At 60.2% G+C, this 16,314-nt stretch carries 15 protein-coding genes; 7 read left to right on the top strand and 8 right to left on the bottom strand.

What is annotated here, in order from left to right:
* Positions 1–25 precede the first annotated feature (25 nt).
* The 4 genes from BLU71_RS08170 to BLU71_RS08155 form a co-directional block, all read right to left on the bottom strand.
* Entirely contained in the window at positions 26–970 is a 945-nt protein-coding gene (locus BLU71_RS08170) for a methyltransferase (RefSeq protein ID WP_083352765.1), read from the bottom strand.
* 14 nt (positions 971–984) lie between these two features.
* A complete protein-coding gene (locus BLU71_RS08165; RefSeq protein WP_083352764.1) occupies positions 985–2,352 on the bottom strand; it encodes an iron-containing redox enzyme family protein in 1,368 nt (455 codons plus the stop codon).
* A 110-nt stretch (positions 2,353–2,462) separates the two neighbouring features.
* The gene (locus BLU71_RS08160; protein WP_042609922.1) at positions 2,463–3,392 is read right to left on the bottom strand and encodes a ZIP family metal transporter; all 930 of its coding nucleotides are present in this window, start codon (positions 3,390–3,392) and stop codon (positions 2,463–2,465) included.
* A gap of 15 nt (positions 3,393–3,407) precedes the next feature.
* On the bottom strand, positions 3,408–4,634 hold the full coding sequence (locus BLU71_RS08155; RefSeq protein ID WP_083354314.1) for a zinc-dependent alcohol dehydrogenase: 1,227 nt from the start codon (positions 4,632–4,634) through the stop codon (positions 3,408–3,410).
* 374 nt (positions 4,635–5,008) lie between these two features.
* On the opposite strand from BLU71_RS08155, the gene BLU71_RS08150 reads away from it, so the two are divergent.
* Positions 5,009–6,595 (top strand): ABC-F family ATPase, encoded by a 1,587-nt coding sequence (locus tag BLU71_RS08150; RefSeq protein ID WP_016774693.1) that lies wholly within the window; start codon positions 5,009–5,011, stop codon positions 6,593–6,595.
* Positions 6,596–6,900: 305 nt separating this feature from the next.
* The gene (locus BLU71_RS08145; protein ID WP_083352763.1) at positions 6,901–8,088 is read left to right on the top strand and encodes an MFS transporter; all 1,188 of its coding nucleotides are present in this window, start codon (positions 6,901–6,903) and stop codon (positions 8,086–8,088) included.
* A 130-nt stretch (positions 8,089–8,218) separates the two neighbouring features.
* Here the strand turns inward: BLU71_RS08145 and BLU71_RS08140 are convergent, their stop codons facing one another.
* Entirely contained in the window at positions 8,219–9,256 is a 1,038-nt protein-coding gene (locus tag BLU71_RS08140; protein WP_083352762.1) for an alpha/beta hydrolase family protein, read from the bottom strand.
* 168 nt (positions 9,257–9,424) lie between these two features.
* Positions 9,425–10,036 (bottom strand): FMN-dependent NADH-azoreductase, encoded by a 612-nt coding sequence (locus BLU71_RS08135; RefSeq protein ID WP_042609919.1) that lies wholly within the window; start codon positions 10,034–10,036, stop codon positions 9,425–9,427.
* 127 nt (positions 10,037–10,163) lie between these two features.
* On the opposite strand from BLU71_RS08135, the gene BLU71_RS08130 reads away from it, so the two are divergent.
* Both BLU71_RS08130 and BLU71_RS08125 read left to right on the top strand, forming a co-directional pair.
* Positions 10,164–11,072 (top strand): LysR substrate-binding domain-containing protein, encoded by a 909-nt coding sequence (locus BLU71_RS08130; RefSeq protein ID WP_042609918.1) that lies wholly within the window; start codon positions 10,164–10,166, stop codon positions 11,070–11,072.
* On the top strand, positions 11,069–11,428 hold the full coding sequence (locus BLU71_RS08125) for an MmcQ/YjbR family DNA-binding protein (protein WP_042609917.1): 360 nt from the start codon (positions 11,069–11,071) through the stop codon (positions 11,426–11,428). The genes BLU71_RS08130 and BLU71_RS08125 overlap by 4 nt, the downstream gene beginning before the upstream one ends.
* A 117-nt stretch (positions 11,429–11,545) precedes the next feature.
* Here the strand turns inward: BLU71_RS08125 and BLU71_RS08120 are convergent, their stop codons facing one another.
* Together BLU71_RS08120 and BLU71_RS08115 are read right to left on the bottom strand one after the other, a co-directional pair.
* The gene (locus BLU71_RS08120; RefSeq protein WP_064362266.1) at positions 11,546–11,974 is read right to left on the bottom strand and encodes a DUF1294 domain-containing protein; all 429 of its coding nucleotides are present in this window, start codon (positions 11,972–11,974) and stop codon (positions 11,546–11,548) included.
* Entirely contained in the window at positions 11,971–12,801 is an 831-nt protein-coding gene (locus BLU71_RS08115; RefSeq protein ID WP_042609915.1) for an undecaprenyl-diphosphate phosphatase, read from the bottom strand. Before BLU71_RS08115 ends, BLU71_RS08120 begins: the two co-directional genes overlap by 4 nt.
* Before the next feature lie 305 nt (positions 12,802–13,106).
* Here BLU71_RS08115 and BLU71_RS08110 point away from each other — a divergent pair, with 305 nt between their 5' ends.
* From BLU71_RS08110 to BLU71_RS08100, 3 genes are all read left to right on the top strand, one after another.
* The gene (locus BLU71_RS08110) at positions 13,107–14,741 is read left to right on the top strand and encodes a methyl-accepting chemotaxis protein (protein ID WP_064362263.1); all 1,635 of its coding nucleotides are present in this window, start codon (positions 13,107–13,109) and stop codon (positions 14,739–14,741) included.
* 256 nt (positions 14,742–14,997) lie between these two features.
* A complete protein-coding gene (gene pnuC, locus BLU71_RS08105; RefSeq protein ID WP_083352761.1) occupies positions 14,998–15,561 on the top strand; it encodes a nicotinamide riboside transporter PnuC in 564 nt (187 codons plus the stop codon).
* Positions 15,558–16,082, top strand: coding sequence for an AAA family ATPase (locus BLU71_RS08100; protein WP_083352760.1), 525 nt, complete (start codon positions 15,558–15,560; stop codon positions 16,080–16,082). The genes pnuC and BLU71_RS08100 overlap by 4 nt, the downstream gene beginning before the upstream one ends.
* The last annotated feature ends 232 nt before the right edge of the window (positions 16,083–16,314 follow it).

The raw sequence follows: 16,314 nt of genomic DNA, 5'->3' as shown, positions 1-16,314 counted from the left end.
GCGCGAGCAGTGGCCCCTCTGTCGGTCACTGCTCGCGGGTTACCGTCAGCGCGACCACGGCGATGCGCTCGGCGCGCTCATATTCAGGCTTGAGCAATTCCTCGCTGAACACATCCGGATCTAGCTCGCGATAGGTCCAGCCGAAACGCTCGCCCTTGAGCAGCGGCGCAACCGCCTCGCAAAACGGATCCTTACCGGCAACAATCGCCACGCCGGTATAGACCAGCAACGTGCCGCCGACTTCCAGACGCGGCAACGCCTCGCGCACGATGCGCACCGACAAACCCTCACCCAGCGCGCCGCCGCCGTGACGATAGGCGCGCTGTTGCTGGTCGTTCATGTACGGCGGATTGGCGATGATCAAGTCGAACTGGCCTTCGACGCTGGCGAGCAGATCGCTGTGATACACCGACACGTTGCTGGCCCCGGCCAGCTCGGCGTTGACCGCACTCAGGCGCAGCGCCTGCGGGTTGATGTCGACCGCCACCACTTGGGCATCCGGACGCGCCTTGGCGATGAGCACCGCCCCGGCGCCACTGCCGCAGCCGATATCCACTGCGCGCCTGATCGGCGAAAACCGTTGCTGCAATTGCGCTTCGATGGCTTGGGCGAAGCGATACGTGTCCGGGCCGAAGAAGACCGCATCGCTCGCCGTCGTCGGAAACGCCGAGTGGGCAAATAACCGGTCATAGAGCGTCGACCAGCGCACCTGGCTGCGCCATACGGCGCCATCGCGTGCGACAACGCCTGACTGCTCCAGGCTTGCCAGTTCGTCTGCCTTGAACAGCTCGGCAGGAAACGGCATGGACCAGCCGAACACGTCGCGCAGATCCTTCGCCAGCGGTGTGGCGAAACGCTGCAGAAAACGTTCGTGGGTCAACGGCGTTGGGGTGATGAAGTGATAACCGCTGTCGAGCAGGCGTTTGCCCAGCTCGAACAGCGCTCTATCCGATGTTTCTTGTCCCGACATGAAAGCTCCTTGTTTCAACGCAAGCGGGCGCGCAGTTGCATGAAGCGACGCGTCGCGAAAAGTCCGGCTGGACGCCAATGCCGCTGGGGTTGCAGCCACGGCAGCAAAATCTCCATTTGCTCGGTGGAAGGCTTGTCGGCCAGCGCGGCTTCGAGGTTGAGCAGATCGGCATCGTCGTCAAAGGTTTCTTCGACGGCGGCTTCGCGGCGCACGTAAGGCCGAGGCCGGGACGCCGGGCAATCCTCAGTGATCCAGTCGCGCATCAGTTGTTTTTCATAGCCGTTGAACACACCGAACATCGCCGCATCGCTGCCGTCGATCAAACGCCAGAAGCGACTTTCTTCCACCGCCTCGCCACGTTTGATCCAGCTCTTGCGCTCCAGCGCCGCGAGGAATTCGCCCATTTGCCCCGGCGTCGCCAGCCACTGGTTGATGGTGCGGTTTTCGATCCGGCAGTAATCAGAGTGCATGTGCCGACCGAACACCGCCTTGCGCTCGAGCATGGCAATGACTTCATGCTGCAAATCAAATTCCTTGATAACTGCGGTGGTGCCCTTGCCGACATCGTTGAGGCGATAACCGATCGCCATGCGCCGGTAGAACTCGTCGCGCTCTTCGCCCAGCGGCATCAGCTCGAGCATCGATTGCACAGCCTTGCGCGCATGGCCGGTGCTGGCGTTGTCGATGGTCACATGCAGGCGGAAATAATGCGGGTCGATGCCCAGCTCCGCCAGCTCATACGCAGTGATCAACAAGTGCAGCGGCAGTTGTTCGTAGCCGAGGTTGAAGCCGATGACTTCCGGCAGGAACTGCGCGCCGAAGCGCCCCAGCGCCAGTTGCACCGCGCCCTGCAAGAAATACTCATCGGCAAGGCCGCTCAGATCCGAGCAATCATGTTCGGCGAGCAGTTTGCGATAGATCACCACATGGTTCTGCCGGGGCACGCCCTCGCCCAGTTCTTCCAGATAGGTGTCGAGCAAATCGTCGAAACGCGGATCCTGCCACTGCGGCAGCAGCCCGGCCAGCCACGCGCCATCGACCTCTTTGGTCGGTGCTACATGCAGAATGAAATACAACGCGTGGGATTTGTTGCGGAAATAGCGGCGTGGCGCGCCCTGCTGACGCTGTTCGAGGTAATCCGCGTATTCGCCAGCCACTTTGGCGCAACGGGTTTCCGACCATTGCAGCAACTCTTCAGCGTTGCTCGGCAAGTCGTCAGGCAGTGCAGCCGCCGTGCTCAATTGTCGACGCAGAAAGTCCAGCGCCGCGCGATCGGCCGTGGAGTCTTGTGCCAACAATCGGTCGTAGAGCCGGCGCTCGGTATCCGCCGGCCTGGATGCTTTACCCGAAGACTTCCTGGTCGGGATTTCGATCAGCGACATGACTCATTCCCCTGCGTTATTGGCATTGCCTATAAACGAAAGAGTGATTGGCGCTGAAAAAAATTCCTTTTTTGTGCGCGACGATTCGCTCAGCGGTTTGCGCGGCTTCTCTACCCCAAGGCGGTGTCGAGAAACATCATCACGCCAAAGCCGAGCATCAGCCCGAGCGTTGCAGGGGTTTCATGGCCGTTGCGGTGAGTTTCCGGGATCACTTCATGGGAAACCACGAAGATCATCGCGCCCGCTGCCAGGCCCATCGCCACCGGAAAGCCCAAGGCGAAACTGTTGGTGATGCCCAAACCGATAATCGCGCCCAACGGTTCCATCAATCCGGAAGCGGCGGCAATCAACGCCGCGCGTCCGGCCGAAATCCCGGTGACCCGCAGCGCCAACGCCACCGCCAGGCCTTCGGGAATATCCTGAATGGCGATGGCAGTGGTCAGCGGCAGGCCGATTTTCATGTCGCCGGTGGCGAAACTGACGCCGATCGCCATGCCTTCGGGCAAGTTGTGCAGAGTGATCGCCAGAACAAACAACCAGACCCGATTGAAGCGCTTCGCCTCAGGGCCGCGCCGCCCGCTCTTTTCATGTTCATGCGGGACGAAGCGGTCGAGGCCGACCATCAATGCAACGCCCAACGCCATGCCGGCAACCACGACGGCGGCGGCGAGCATGGGACTGCTTACCGCCTCTTTCGCCGCCGCGATGCCCGGCAGGATCAGTGAAAAGGAACTGGCAGCCAACATCATCCCTGCCGCGAAACCGAGCATGGTGTCTTGGGTTCGCGAAGTAATCGCGCGCAACGCCAGGGCCAGCAATGCACCGACTGCCGTAGCGGCGAAACCCGACAGCCCACCAAGGCTCGCGAGGCGCAAGGTGTCGCGGCCTGTGCTGACCAGACCGGTGTAGCCGCTGATCAGCAGCAGCACGGTGACACCGACCAGGGTCAGCCAGAAAATGCGCCCTCCCCAGCCCGTGCGCGACAGGTTCACGAACCATGCTCGCACGGGAGCTGCGAACGAAGATGACGGTAGCGCCATGAATACTCCTCAGGTTCAAGTGGCCGGTACGAACGGCGTGGTTTCATCCATCTGCGCCAAAGGAACATCGCTGCCACCCGGGGTCAGAATCACCTTGCGGCATTCTTCCTGCTTTTTATTGAAGATCTTGTAACCCTCGGCCGCCTGTTCCAGCGACAGCCTGTGGGTGATGATCGCTTCGGGCTGCAACTTGCCGGTTTCGATGTAGCCGAGCAGCTCCGGCAGAAAGCGCTGTACGTGAGTCTGGCCCATTTTGAAGGTCAGGCCCTTGTCGAAGGCGTCGCCGAACATGAAGCCGTGGATGAACCCGGCATATACCCCCGGAACGCTGACCACACCGCCACGCCGCACGGCTGCAATGCACTGGCGCAACGCCTTGCCGCTGCTGCCTTCGAGCTTGAGTGTAGCCATCACGGTTTCGGTGGTGCTGCCTTTGGCCTCAAGGCCGACGGCATCGACCACCGCATCGACACCGCGATGGCCCGCAGTCTGGCTGATGATGGTGTCGGCCGGGTCGTCGTCCTCATCGAAGTTGATCGGAATCACGCCGTAGGTGCGCTGGGCATAATCGAGGCGGTACTGGTGGTGATCGACCATGAAGATCTGTTCCGCACCAAGCATTCTGGCGCAGGCTGCGGTCAGCAAACCGACCGGCCCGGCACCGTAGATCGCCAGGCTCGAACCCTGGACGACGCCGGCGTTGATCACCGCTTGCCAGGCGGTCGGCAGGATGTCGGAGAGGAACAGCACTTTTTCGTCCGACAGCGTGCCCGGGACCTTGAACGGGCCGGTGTTGGCTTTCGGTACGCGCACCAGTTCCGCCTGACCGCCGGGGATCCCACCATACAGACGGCTGTAGCCGAACAGCGCGGCCGGTGGCGGAATCATTTTCTTGTTCAGCGCCGCGCCGGGGCCTTCATTGGTCGTCTCGCAAGCGGCATAGAGCTCTTGCTGGCAGAAAAAACAATCGCCACAGGCGATCACGAAAGGAATCACTACACGGTCGCCGCGCTGCACTGCGGTCACGGCAGAACCAGTTTCTTCGACGATGCCCATGAACTCATGGCCGAAGATATCGCCATGTTCGACGGTGGGTATCTTGCCTCGGTACAGGTGCAGGTCCGACCCGCAGATGGCGGTCGCGGTGACGCGCAGGATGATGTCGTCGGCGGCTTCAAGTTTCGGGTCCGGTACGGTTTCGACGCGCACATCATGAGCGCCGTGATAGGTCATTGCTCGCATGGCTTGGTCCTCACTCGGTTGAACGAAATAGATGCTGCTCCACTTTCCGAAGTGAAAATGGTCGAGTGAGTTCATTCGGGTTTTCGAGATTTTGATCAGCGGATATTCCGCGTCCGCCTGACGAGCCGACACAGATGCCGGTTTGCCTGCCATATAACTGCCGTCTGAGTTATGCGACAATGCGCGCCAATGTCCAACAAGAACCCCGTACTCGTCGCTCAGCAGCTTGCCTTCACAGGCCCCAGTTGCGGACGGCTTATGCGCGTTGGCTCAACTCAAGCACAGACTGGGGGGAGCTGGAAAAGCTCCAGATTGGTACTCAATTTTGTACCAGGCACCACAGACCAGCTCTAACCCATTGATAGGTAAGGTAATTGATCTCCACAGCTAACATCACGATGCAGTTTGGCGCCAAGCCGCTGTTCGAAAACGTTTCGGTCAAATTCGGCGCAGGCAATCGCTACGGCCTGATCGGTGCCAACGGTTGCGGCAAGTCGACCTTCATGAAAATCCTCGGCGGCGATCTCGATCCGTCCGGTGGTCAGGTCATGCTCGAGCCGAACGTGCGTCTGGGTAAGCTGCGCCAGGATCAGTTCGCCTACGAAGAATTCACCGTGATCGACACCGTGATCATGGGTCACGAAGAGCTGTGGAAGGTCAAGGCCGAGCGCGATCGCATCTACTCGCTGGCGGAAATGTCCGAAGAAGACGGCATGGCCGTTGCCGAGCTGGAAACCGAATTCGCCGAAATGGACGGCTACACCGCCGAATCCCGCGCCGGCGAACTGTTGCTGGGTCTGGGTATTCCGCTGGAACAGCATTTCGGCCCGATGAGCGAAGTCTCCCCAGGCTGGAAACTGCGCGTATTGCTGGCGCAGGCGCTGTTCTCCGATCCGGAAGTGCTGTTGCTCGACGAACCGACCAACCACCTGGACATCAACACCATTCGCTGGCTGGAAAACATCCTGACCCAGCGCAACAGCCTGATGATCATCATCTCCCACGACCGTCACTTCCTGAACAGCGTGTGCACGCACATGGCTGACCTGGATTACGGCGAGCTGCGCCTGTTCCCGGGCAACTACGACGAGTACATGACCGTGGCGACCCAGTCCCGCGAGCAGTTGCTGTCGGACAACGCCAAGAAGAAAGCGCAGATTTCCGAGCTGCAATCGTTCGTCAGCCGCTTTTCGGCCAACGCCTCGAAAGCCAAGCAGGCCACCTCCCGCGCCAAGGCGATCGACAAGATCCAGCTGGCCGAGGTCAAGCCTTCCAGCCGTGTCAGCCCGTTCATTCGTTTCGAACAGAACAAGAAGCTGCACCGTCAGGCGGTCATGGTCGAGAAAATGGCCAAGGGTTTCGATGGCAAGCCACTGTTCAAGGACTTCAGCTTCCAGGTTGAAGCCGGCGAGCGCGTTGCGATCATCGGCCCGAACGGTATTGGCAAGACCACCCTGCTGCGCACCCTGGTCAACGAACTGACCCCGGATGCCGGTAGCGTGAAATGGACCGACGCCGCTGAGCTGGGTTACTACGCTCAGGATCACGCTCACGACTTCGAAGACGACGTCACGCTGTTTGACTGGATGGGTCAGTGGACTCAGGGCGAGCAGATGATTCGCGGTACTTTGGGCCGCATGCTGTTCTCCAACGACGAGATTCTCAAATCGGTCAAGGTCATCTCCGGTGGTGAGCAGGGTCGCATGCTGTTCGGCAAGCTGATCCTGCAAAAGCCGAACGTGCTGATCATGGACGAACCGACCAACCACCTGGACATGGAATCGATCGAAGCGCTGAACCTGGCGCTGGAAAACTACCCGGGCACGCTGATCTTCGTCAGCCACGACCGTGAGTTCGTATCGTCCCTGGCCACCCGCATCATCGAGCTGAGCCCGAACGGCGTGACCGACTTCAGCGGCACCTATGACGACTACCTGCGTAGCCAGGGCGTTGTGTTTTAACGGCAGCTGCGAGTTTCAAGCGGCAAGCTGCAAGTAAAAGCCCTGTCCATGTGACAGGGCTTTTTTTATGTGATCAAAATATTTTCGCCGGTGCTGACTCCATCGCGAGCAGGCTCACTCCTACATTTGGAATGCATTCCCCTGTAGGAGTGAGCCTGCTCGCGATGAGGTAATCAGCCGCGCCATCAATCCCTGCAGGAGCTGCCGAAGGCTGCGATGTTTTGATCGTTAGCCTGCTTTCTTTTATCCCAACCCCGCGCCATGATGTCGGCAACTCTCCCACCGCCGCCCGCGAACGAGTGCTCATGTCTGCGCAGCCACTGCCACCGCAAAGCTCCCTGGCGATCACCCTGCAGATCGTCTCCATCGTTTTCTACACCTTCATTGCCTTTCTCTGCATCGGCTTGCCGATCGCGGTACTGCCAGGTTATGTCCACGAGCAACTGGGTTTCAGCGCGATCATTGCCGGCCTGGTGATCGGCTCGCAGTACCTGGCCACCCTGCTCAGCCGGCCGATGGCCGGGCGCATGTCGGACACCCTCGGCACCAAGCGGGCGATCATTTATGGCTTGTGGGGGATTGTCCTCAGTGGCGCGCTGACGTTGCTGTCGACCTTGCTGCAGAGTTTTCCGCTGACCAGCCTGTTGATCCTGATCGCCGGGCGCCTGCTGCTGGGTATCGCTCAAGGCTTGATCGGTGTCGGCACGATCAGTTGGTGCATGGGCCAGGTCGGTGTCGAGCACACAGCCAAATCCATCGGCTGGAACGGCATCGCTTCCTATGGCGCGATTGCCATTGGCGCGCCGCTGGGCGTGGTGATGGTTGCTGAATATGGCTTTGTCAGCCTGGGTATCGCGCTGTCGGCGTTGGCCGCGGGTGCGTTGTGGTTGATCCGCAACAAGCCTTCGGTGCCGGTGATTCGTGGTGAGCGTCTGTCGTTCTGGGCCGTGTTCGGCAAGATTGCGCCGTACGGCACCAGCCTGACCCTCGCGTCGATCGGCTACGGCACGCTGACCACCTTCATCACCCTTTATTACCTCAACCGCGGCTGGACTGGAGCGGCGTACTGTCTGACGGTGTTCGGCGTGTGTTTCATTTTGTCGCGACTGTTATTCATCTCCGCGATCGCCCGGTTTGGCGGGTTCGCCTCGGCCATCGTCTGCATGACAGTGGAAACCGTCGGGCTGGTGATGTTGTGGCTGGCGCCCTCCACTGCCTACGCATTGATCGGCGCCGGGCTGGCGGGGTTCGGGCTGTCATTGGTCTACCCGGCGCTGGGCGTTGAAGCGATCAAGCAGGTGCCGAGTTCCAGTCGTGGTTCGGGACTCGGAGCTTATGCGGTGTTTTTCGATCTGGCCCTGGCGATCGCCGGGCCACTGATGGGCGCGGTGGCATTGAATCTGGGCTATTCGTGGATTTTCTTCAGCGCGGCGCTGTTGTCGGTGACCGGGTTGGGCCTGACCCTGCTCCTCAAGCGCCGCACGACCTCATGAAACACCGAACCCCTTGTAGGAGCTGACGAGTGCAACGAGGCTGCGATCTTTTGATTTTGCTTTGAAGATCAAGAGATCGCAGCCTCGTTGCACTCGTCAGCTCCTACAGGAATTGGTGGCGGTGATGAAGTTATTGATCCGCCGTCTGCATCCCCGCTCGGGTTGTTTTCGCCAGCGCATGGGCAAAAAACCGTCCGGCCTCCGAGATCAGGTTGCGGTGAATATCCTCGCGATCGACTCCGTCAGCGTCGGTACACAACGCTGGCATGGCGCGGATCTGCTCTTCGGTGCACGGCGCCATGAACACGAAGTGCCCTGCCCCGGCCAGCAGCTTGAAGTCCGGCGCCGTGGGCAGTTTGCGCGCCAGCGCGGCGGCGTTTTTGTCGAAGGCCACCAGTTTGTCGCCGTCGCCGCTGTAGAGCAGCACTGGCACATGCACGTCGGCGAGAGTATGGCGGCCGAATTTCAGGCTCAGCGGCGCCATCAGCAACAAGGCGTGAACCCGTGGATCGGCCACCGGTTGCAAGTCATCGCGATCGACAATCAGCTCGCCCTGGGTGTTGCAGGCGTCGTGATCGTCCGGACGTTCCTGGCAATAGCGGCGCAGACGATCCAGATCAGGTTGCGCCCCGGACAGAATCAACGCGGTCTCGCCACCCGCCGAATAACCGATGACGCCGACCTGATCAGCATTGACGAACGGCGCCAGCATGCGGTCGCCAAGGGTCGCGGTGATTGCTTGGGAGATTTGAATCGGACGGCCATAAAGGTTGCTCAACGTGCCAAGACGGCTATGGTCGCGCCAGTTGTCGCCGGGGTGAATCACCGCCACCACCACAAAGCCTTTGCGCGCCAGCGACGTCGCCAGATCATGCAAGGCCAGCGGCGTGCCGGTGTTGCCGTGGGAGAGCATCAACATGGGAAAGCGGCCGATGGCGACTTTGGTGTCTTCCCCGGCTTCCACCGGGTAGCCCTCGAGCAAACTCAGGTGCTCGCGGTCACTGGACGGGTAAAAAGCGATGGCGCGCATCGGTTGCAGATCGAGCGGGTCGAGAAAGCTCATCTCGTGATAACCGACACTCCAGACGGGATGCCGCCCCGGCGCGGCCTGCACTGAATTCAGGCTGCCGAGCAGGCAAATCAGCAACATTGCACAAAGATGCTTCATGAATGCCCCCACCCTGTCGGACTCCATCGTCGGATGTGCTGAAACTGCATAACCCGGGCCAGATTATGTAACAGCCAGAAACAAAAAACTCCGTAATCGGCCCTTGCGGAACCAGAATACAGAGTTTTTCGGGTATTACCTGAACATCAGCTGTTCTTTACGCAAGCCTTACGCGGCGGCGAACAGTTGCTCGCTGATCTTCGCTTGCGCAGCGCTCATGGCGTTGTTGCGCACTTCTTCGCCATAGGCCAGGCCTTCAGCGCGGACAATTTCGATATCGGTGATGCCGAGGAAGCCCAGTACCAGCTTCAGATATTCTTCGTGAGCGATGCCACTGGCCTGGCCGGCATGGATGCCGCCGGAGGTCGACACGATCACCACTTTCTTGCCACCGCACAGGCCTTCCGGGCCGGCTTCGGTGTAGCGGAAAGTCTGGCCGGCGACGGCAACACGGTCGATCCACGCCTTGAGCTGGGTCGGGATGGTGAAGTTGTACATCGGCGCGGCAATCACCACGGCGTCGGCAGCGATGAACTCGGCCAGGGTCGAAGCGCTCAACTCGGCTTCGTGCTGTTGCACAGCGTCGCGCAGCTCGGCGGTAGTACCGGCGGCGACCAGCGTGGTGGACGAGAAGTGGCTGATCGCGTCGGCAGCCAGGTCGCGATAGGTGACCACGGCGCTCGGCTCGGCGGCTTGCCAGGCGTCGACGACCTGACGGCTCAACTGACGGGAAGCCGAGTTGTCGCCGAGAATGCTCGAATCGATGTGCAACAGTTTCATGTGGGTGCTCCTGGAAAGAATCGCCGGCGGCGACGGAATGGAGATAATCCTACGCAACAAACCAATGGCTGATTAGTCGCCGACAATGCGATAGTTCGTCCCATTGATAGAACGACTGGAAGCGCGCATGCAGGACCTCAACGATCTCTACTATTTCGCCAAAGTGGTCGAGGCTGGCGGATTCGCCGCCGCCGGGCGCCTGCTCGGTATTCCCAAGTCACGGCTCTCCAGAAGAATTGCCGAACTGGAAGAACGTTTGGGTGCGCGTCTGCTGCAGCGGACTACGCGACAATTGAATCTCACCGCTGTTGGCGAACGCTATTTGCGCCACTGCCAGGCGATGTTGCTGGAAGCGGAGATGGCTGACGAGGCCGTGGCGAGTATGTCCAGCGAGCCACGCGGTCGGCTGCGGGTGTCGTGCCCGACCGGGCTTGCCCATGAAATGCTGCCGACGGTGATCAGCGATTTTCTCGGCAAGTTTCCGCAGGTGCAGTTGGAAGTCGTGCTGCTCAACCGCCGTGTGGATCTGGTCACTGAAGGCATCGATGTGGCGTTGCGCGTGCGCGATCACGGCGATGAAGATCCGTTGCTGGTCACCCGACGCTTGCGTCAGGCCCAGGCGGTGGTCATAGCCAGCCCGGCGTTCATGCAGGGCAAGACCATCAATCATCCCCAGGACTTGAAGAACCTGCCGGTGCTCGGCGCGCTGGAAGCCGATCGCATGGTTCATGTGCGCCTGCTCGATCAGCAAGGTAAAAGTGTCGATCTGAGCATGGAAGCGCGGCTGGGTATCGATGACTTCGTAGTGCGCAAGGCCTGCGTACTCGCCGGTCAGGGTTTTACCGTGTTGCCGATGATGTTCTGCGAGACCGAATTGCGTAACGGCACGCTGGTGCAGGTGCTGCCGCAATGGTCACTGCCTGGCGGCTGGCTGCAAGCGGTGTATCCGCATCGGCGCGGGGTGATGCCAGCGGTGCGCGCATGGATCGATCATCTGGTCGAGTCGTTCAATGCCTGCGGGGAGCGGTTGCTATGAAACAGGGAAAAATGAGCGAAGCCGAGGTTGCCGGATTTTGTCTGGCGCTGCCCGGTGCTCGCGAAGACTACAAATGGGGCGGCGTGCGGGTGTTTTCGATTGCCGGCAACAAGATGTTCGCTTTACAGGGATTACGCGGCGACTCGCTGGCGTTCAAGGTCGACAAGGATCTGTTTCTCGGCCATTGCGATCGGCCGGGGATTCATCCGGCGCCGTATCTGGCGCGGGCGCAGTGGATCATCATGCATCCGCCCTACCCGCTGGGTGCGGAGGAATTGCAGGGGCTTTTGCAGCGATCGCATCAACTGGTGGTGAGCAAGTTGCCCAAAAAGACTCAAATCGGCCTGCTGCTGTAATCCCGGTCTCATGTAGGAGTGAGCCTGCTCGCGATAGCGGTGTATCAGTCGACATCCTTGTTGATTGAAAAGACGCTATCGCGAGCAGGCTCACTCCTACAGGGGTAAGTGTGTTCTTTAGATCAAAGACAACAGGTTGGAACCCAGAAAAATCTGGTCAATCCAGAACACCTGGTGCAGCAGCACGATCACCCAGAACAGAATCTGGAACGACACTTTGCGCGTCTTGTGCCGGAATACCTGCTGCGCGATCAATGCACCCGGCCAGCCGCCCGCCAGCTCCACCGCATGCAGGATGTTTTCCGGCGTGCGCCAGGCATCGGCGCGGGCCTTGCGCTTGTCGGCCCAGTACAGAAAGAACGCGAGCACACTGACAATCCCGTACGCCGCCAACGGCAGCCGCGAGATGCCGCTCAGCCACATCGACAGCGAGCCGAACAGCGGCAGCGCGCAGACGATCAGCAGCACCACCAGCTTCAACTTCACATGCTGAAGGCGCCCGCCCGAAGGCCGTCCTTGCGGGCGGTGCGCGCGCGAATCGTTCATGGCTTGGCCGCCGACCAGTCCACCCAGCCGAACTGCCAGGTCGCCAGAATGAACAGGCCGAACGCAATCCGGTACCAGGCGAACGCCGCATAGCTGTGGCTGCCGATGAACTTGAGCAAACCGCGCACGGCGATCATGGCGAAGATGAACGCCGTGACGAAACCAATCGCGAACACCGGGAAATCCGCCGGCACAAACAGATCGCGGTATTTATAGCCCGAGTACACCGCCGCACCGACCATGGTGGGCATGGCGAGGAAGAACGAAAATTCCGTGGCGGTCTTGCGCGACAGGCCGAACAGCAAGCCACCAATGATTGTCGAGCCGGAGCGCGAGGTGCCGGGAATCATTGCCAGGCACTGTGCGAAACCGATTTTCAGGGCATCGGTCCAGCGGATCTCGTCGACGGTTTCAGCGTGCACTTCATGCTGGCGCTGTTCGGCCCACAGCATGACGATCCCGCCGATCACCAGCGCAGCAGCCACGGTAATCGGGTTGAACAGGTATTCGTGGATCAGGTCGGCAAAGATCACCCCCAACACCACCGCCGGCAAAAACGCGATCAGCAGGTTGACGGTAAAACGCCGTGCGCTCGGCTGGGTTGGCAGGCCGATCACCACGTCGAGAATCTTGCGGCGAAACTCCCAGACCACCGCGAGGATCGCGCCGAGCTGAATAATGATGTTGAACGCCATGGCCCGCTCGCCGCCGAAGTTCAGCAAGTCGGCGACGATGATCTGGTGTCCGGTACTCGAAATGGGCAAAAACTCCGTCAGCCCTTCTACAACTCCTAGTATCAGTGCCTGCAAGGCAGTCCAAAGATCCATCAATCCCCCAGAGAGCGATGCGCGACGGCATGCCCCGATAGTATTTTTAGCGTTCACTGCGTTCAGCGTAGCCGGTAAAAGCTTTACCGATTCCGCGCGCACAGGATCCACACGAAACGGTAAAAATTCCGTGAAATTTCAAAACCGGATTCAGGTTTTCGCGCGCGGGGCCGAAATCCTAACAGACAAGCCTCAATAGCGCTCTGCGCGTTGGCTGGCTTGCCTGGCGCAGTCCCGAGCACTCAGCTGTGGCTGGATGCTGGCGATCGTTTATTACAAGAACAAGAATCCGGAGTGACAGCGTTATGAACAGCTTGCGCAGTGTGTCGATCAGCCGACGCTTGTGGCTCATCTTGATTGTGGCGGTGGTCATGTTGCTGACCTTGGGTGTGCTGATGCTCAAGCAGATCCACGACGACCTCTACCACGCCAAGGCGCAGAAAACCCAGCATGTGGTGCAGACCGCCAGCGGCCTGCTCACGTATTACCAAGGGCTGGAGACCGCCGGCACCCTGACCAGGGACGCGGCGCAAAAGCAGGCGCTGACCGCGATCCGTGGTTTGCGCTATGACCAGAACGATTACTTCTGGATCAACGACCTCACGCCTGTGATGGTCATGCACCCGACCAACCCCAAACTCGAAGGCCAGAACCTCTCGGCGATCCGCGACCCGGACGGCTTTGCGGTGTTCAACGAAATGGTTGCCATCGCCAAGGCCAAAGGCGCGGGCATGGTCAATTACCGCTGGCCGAAGCCGGGCGCGACTGACCCGGTGGCGAAGACTTCGTACGTGAAGCTGTTCGAACCCTGGGGCTGGGTGATCGGCTCCGGTGTGTACGTCGACGATGTCCAGGCCGAATTCCAGGAGCAGATGATCAAGGCTTCAGTGATCGGTCTGGCAATTGCGCTGATCATGGCGCTGCTGGTGATACTGATCGCCCGCAGCATCGTCCGTCCGTTGCAGGAAACCGTGAACGCCATGGCCAACATTGCCAGTGGCGAAAGCGACCTGACGCGCAGCCTCGATACCCATGGCAAGGATGAGGTCACCGAGCTGGCCCATCACTTCAATGCCTTCACGGCCAAGTTGCGCCGGGTGATTGGTGACTTGCAGGTGTCGGCCAGCGCTCTGGGCCAGTCTTCCAGTGAACTGGGCAACGATGCCTCGCAGGCACAGCAGCGCAGTCAGCAGCAATCGCAGCAGATGGAGCTGGTGGCGACGGCGATCAATGAAGTCACCTACGGCGTGCAGGACGTGGCGAAAAACGCCGAACACGCCGCTGCAGAAATGCGCGATGCCGAAGCGCAGGCACAACAGGGCCAGATCAACATTGATGGCAGCCTGCAACAGATCGACAAGCTCTCGGGCACGATCGATCAGGCGGTGGAAGTGATCCGCACGCTGGCGGCCGAGAGCACACAGATTGGCAGCGTACTGGAAGTGATTCGCTCGATTGCCGAGCAGACCAACCTCTTGGCACTCAACGCGGCAATTGAAGCGGCGCGTGCGGGTGAGCAAGGTCGCGGGTTTGCCGTGGTGGCCGATGAGGTGCGCTTGCTGGCCCAGCGTACGCAGAAGTCGACGGCGGAAATTCAGTCGATGATCGAGCGCCTGCAGAACCACTCGGAGGCTGCGGTGAAGGTGATTGGCGACAGCAGCAAGGCATCGCAACTGACCATTGAACAGGCAGGACTGGCCGGGGCCAGCCTCAATGCAATTGGCCAGGCTTTGCGCAATCTGAACGGACTGAATGCCTCGATCGCCAGCGCCACGTTGCAACAGGCCCATGTGGTTGAGGACATCAACCAGAACGTCACCCAGGCGGCCGGGCTTTCGCATAGCACCGCGTTGGCGGCTGAGCAGTCGAGCGCGGCAAGCTTGCGCCTTGGGCAACTGAGCGAACAGCTCAACGGGTTGCTGCGCCAGTTCCGGGTCTGACCCATCACCGCGGTGAGCCCACCCCTCACCCCAGCCCTCTCCCCGAGGAGAGGGAGCCGACCGAGGTGTCTGGCGTCATACATCGACCTGAACAATCGAGTCGATTATGGATTCAACGAAGATCGTTCAAACCGGCGCAGCTCAAAAGCATCCCCCAATCAGTCCCCTCCCTCCGGGAGAGGGCTAGGGTGAGGGGCTTTTGATCTGACTAATGCAGTACAATCCGCCCCCTTCTTTCATTCCCCAAGGATCACTCATGTCCGGGCTTGAACTGTTCGCCGCTGCCCTCGGTGTCATCGCCGTGTGGCTGACGGTCAAACAGAATCCGTGGTGCTGGCCGATCGGGCTGGTCATGGTGTTGCTCTACAGCTGGATCTTCTTTGAGGTGAAGCTGTATTCGGACATGTTGCTGCAAGTGATCTACGCCGCGTTGCAAGTCTACGGCTGGTGGCAATGGACCCGCGCCGGGACGATGCACGACGGACGCGAAGTCAGCCGCCTCGACACTCGCTCGATTCTGCTCGGTCTCGGTATCGGCGCAATCGGCAGCCTGTTGCTGGGCGCGGCGATGGCGCACTGGACCGATGCTGCACAACCGTGGCTCGATGCCGCGCTCACCGGGTTCAGTCTGGTCGCGCAACTATGGATGGCGCAAAAACGCCTGCAATGCTGGGCGCTGTGGTTTGTCCTCGATGTCATCTTTGTTGGCCTGTTCATCTATAAAGGCCTGTACCTGACTGCCGCGCTCTATGCGCTGTTTACCCTGCTCGCCGTGCAAGGCTGGCGGGAATGGCGCGCCGATCCGGCGTTGCGCACATGAAAGTCGTGGTACTCACCGGCCCGGAATCCACCGGCAAGAGCTGGCTGGCGGCAGGATTGGAGCAGCGTTTCGGCGGCGTGCGCGTTGACGAATATGTGCGCCGCTTTATTGAAGAAAACCCCCGGGACACCTGCCTGGCCGACATCCCCGCCATCGCTCGGGGTCAGTTGCACCGGGAAGATCAGGCGCGGGCCAGACAACCCGCGTTGCTGATCCTCGACACAAATCTTCTGAGCAACATCCTCTGGAGCCAGACTCTGTTTGGTGACTGCCCGGACTGGCTGGAAACCGAGTTGCTCGCCCGCCATTACGATCTGCACCTGCTGCTGTCGCCGCAACAGGTCGACTGGGCCGAAGACGGCCAGCGCTGCCAACCGGCTCTTGAAGATCGCATGGCGTTCTACGAAGCCACTCGCGCGTGGCTGATCCAGCATCAACAGCCGATGCAAGTGATCGAAGGCCATTGGGCCGAACGCCAGACGCAAGCCTTTGCGGCGGTCGAGCGTTTGCTGGCCGAATAAGCCAGCAAGCAGGCAATTCGCGCAATCTGTCCGTTTTTGAAACAGTCCCGAGCGCGCAAAGCCCCCGTCCAAACGCTGTTCATCACTGCGTCACCTCACCTGTTACGCCGCTGAAACACATCGGCGCAAACCCTTGATCCAGAGCTTTGCAACGCCAATTGGCACTCAAGCGATCCTCGGCGTGTATCACCGGTGAAACAGTAGCGACCAGAGCCATCCGCTCATATCCCCC

Source organism: Pseudomonas moraviensis (genome assembly GCF_900105805.1).
GTDB classification, from domain to species: domain Bacteria; phylum Pseudomonadota; class Gammaproteobacteria; order Pseudomonadales; family Pseudomonadaceae; genus Aquipseudomonas; species Aquipseudomonas moraviensis_A.
This window is presented reverse-complemented; position numbering and strand designations above follow the sequence as displayed.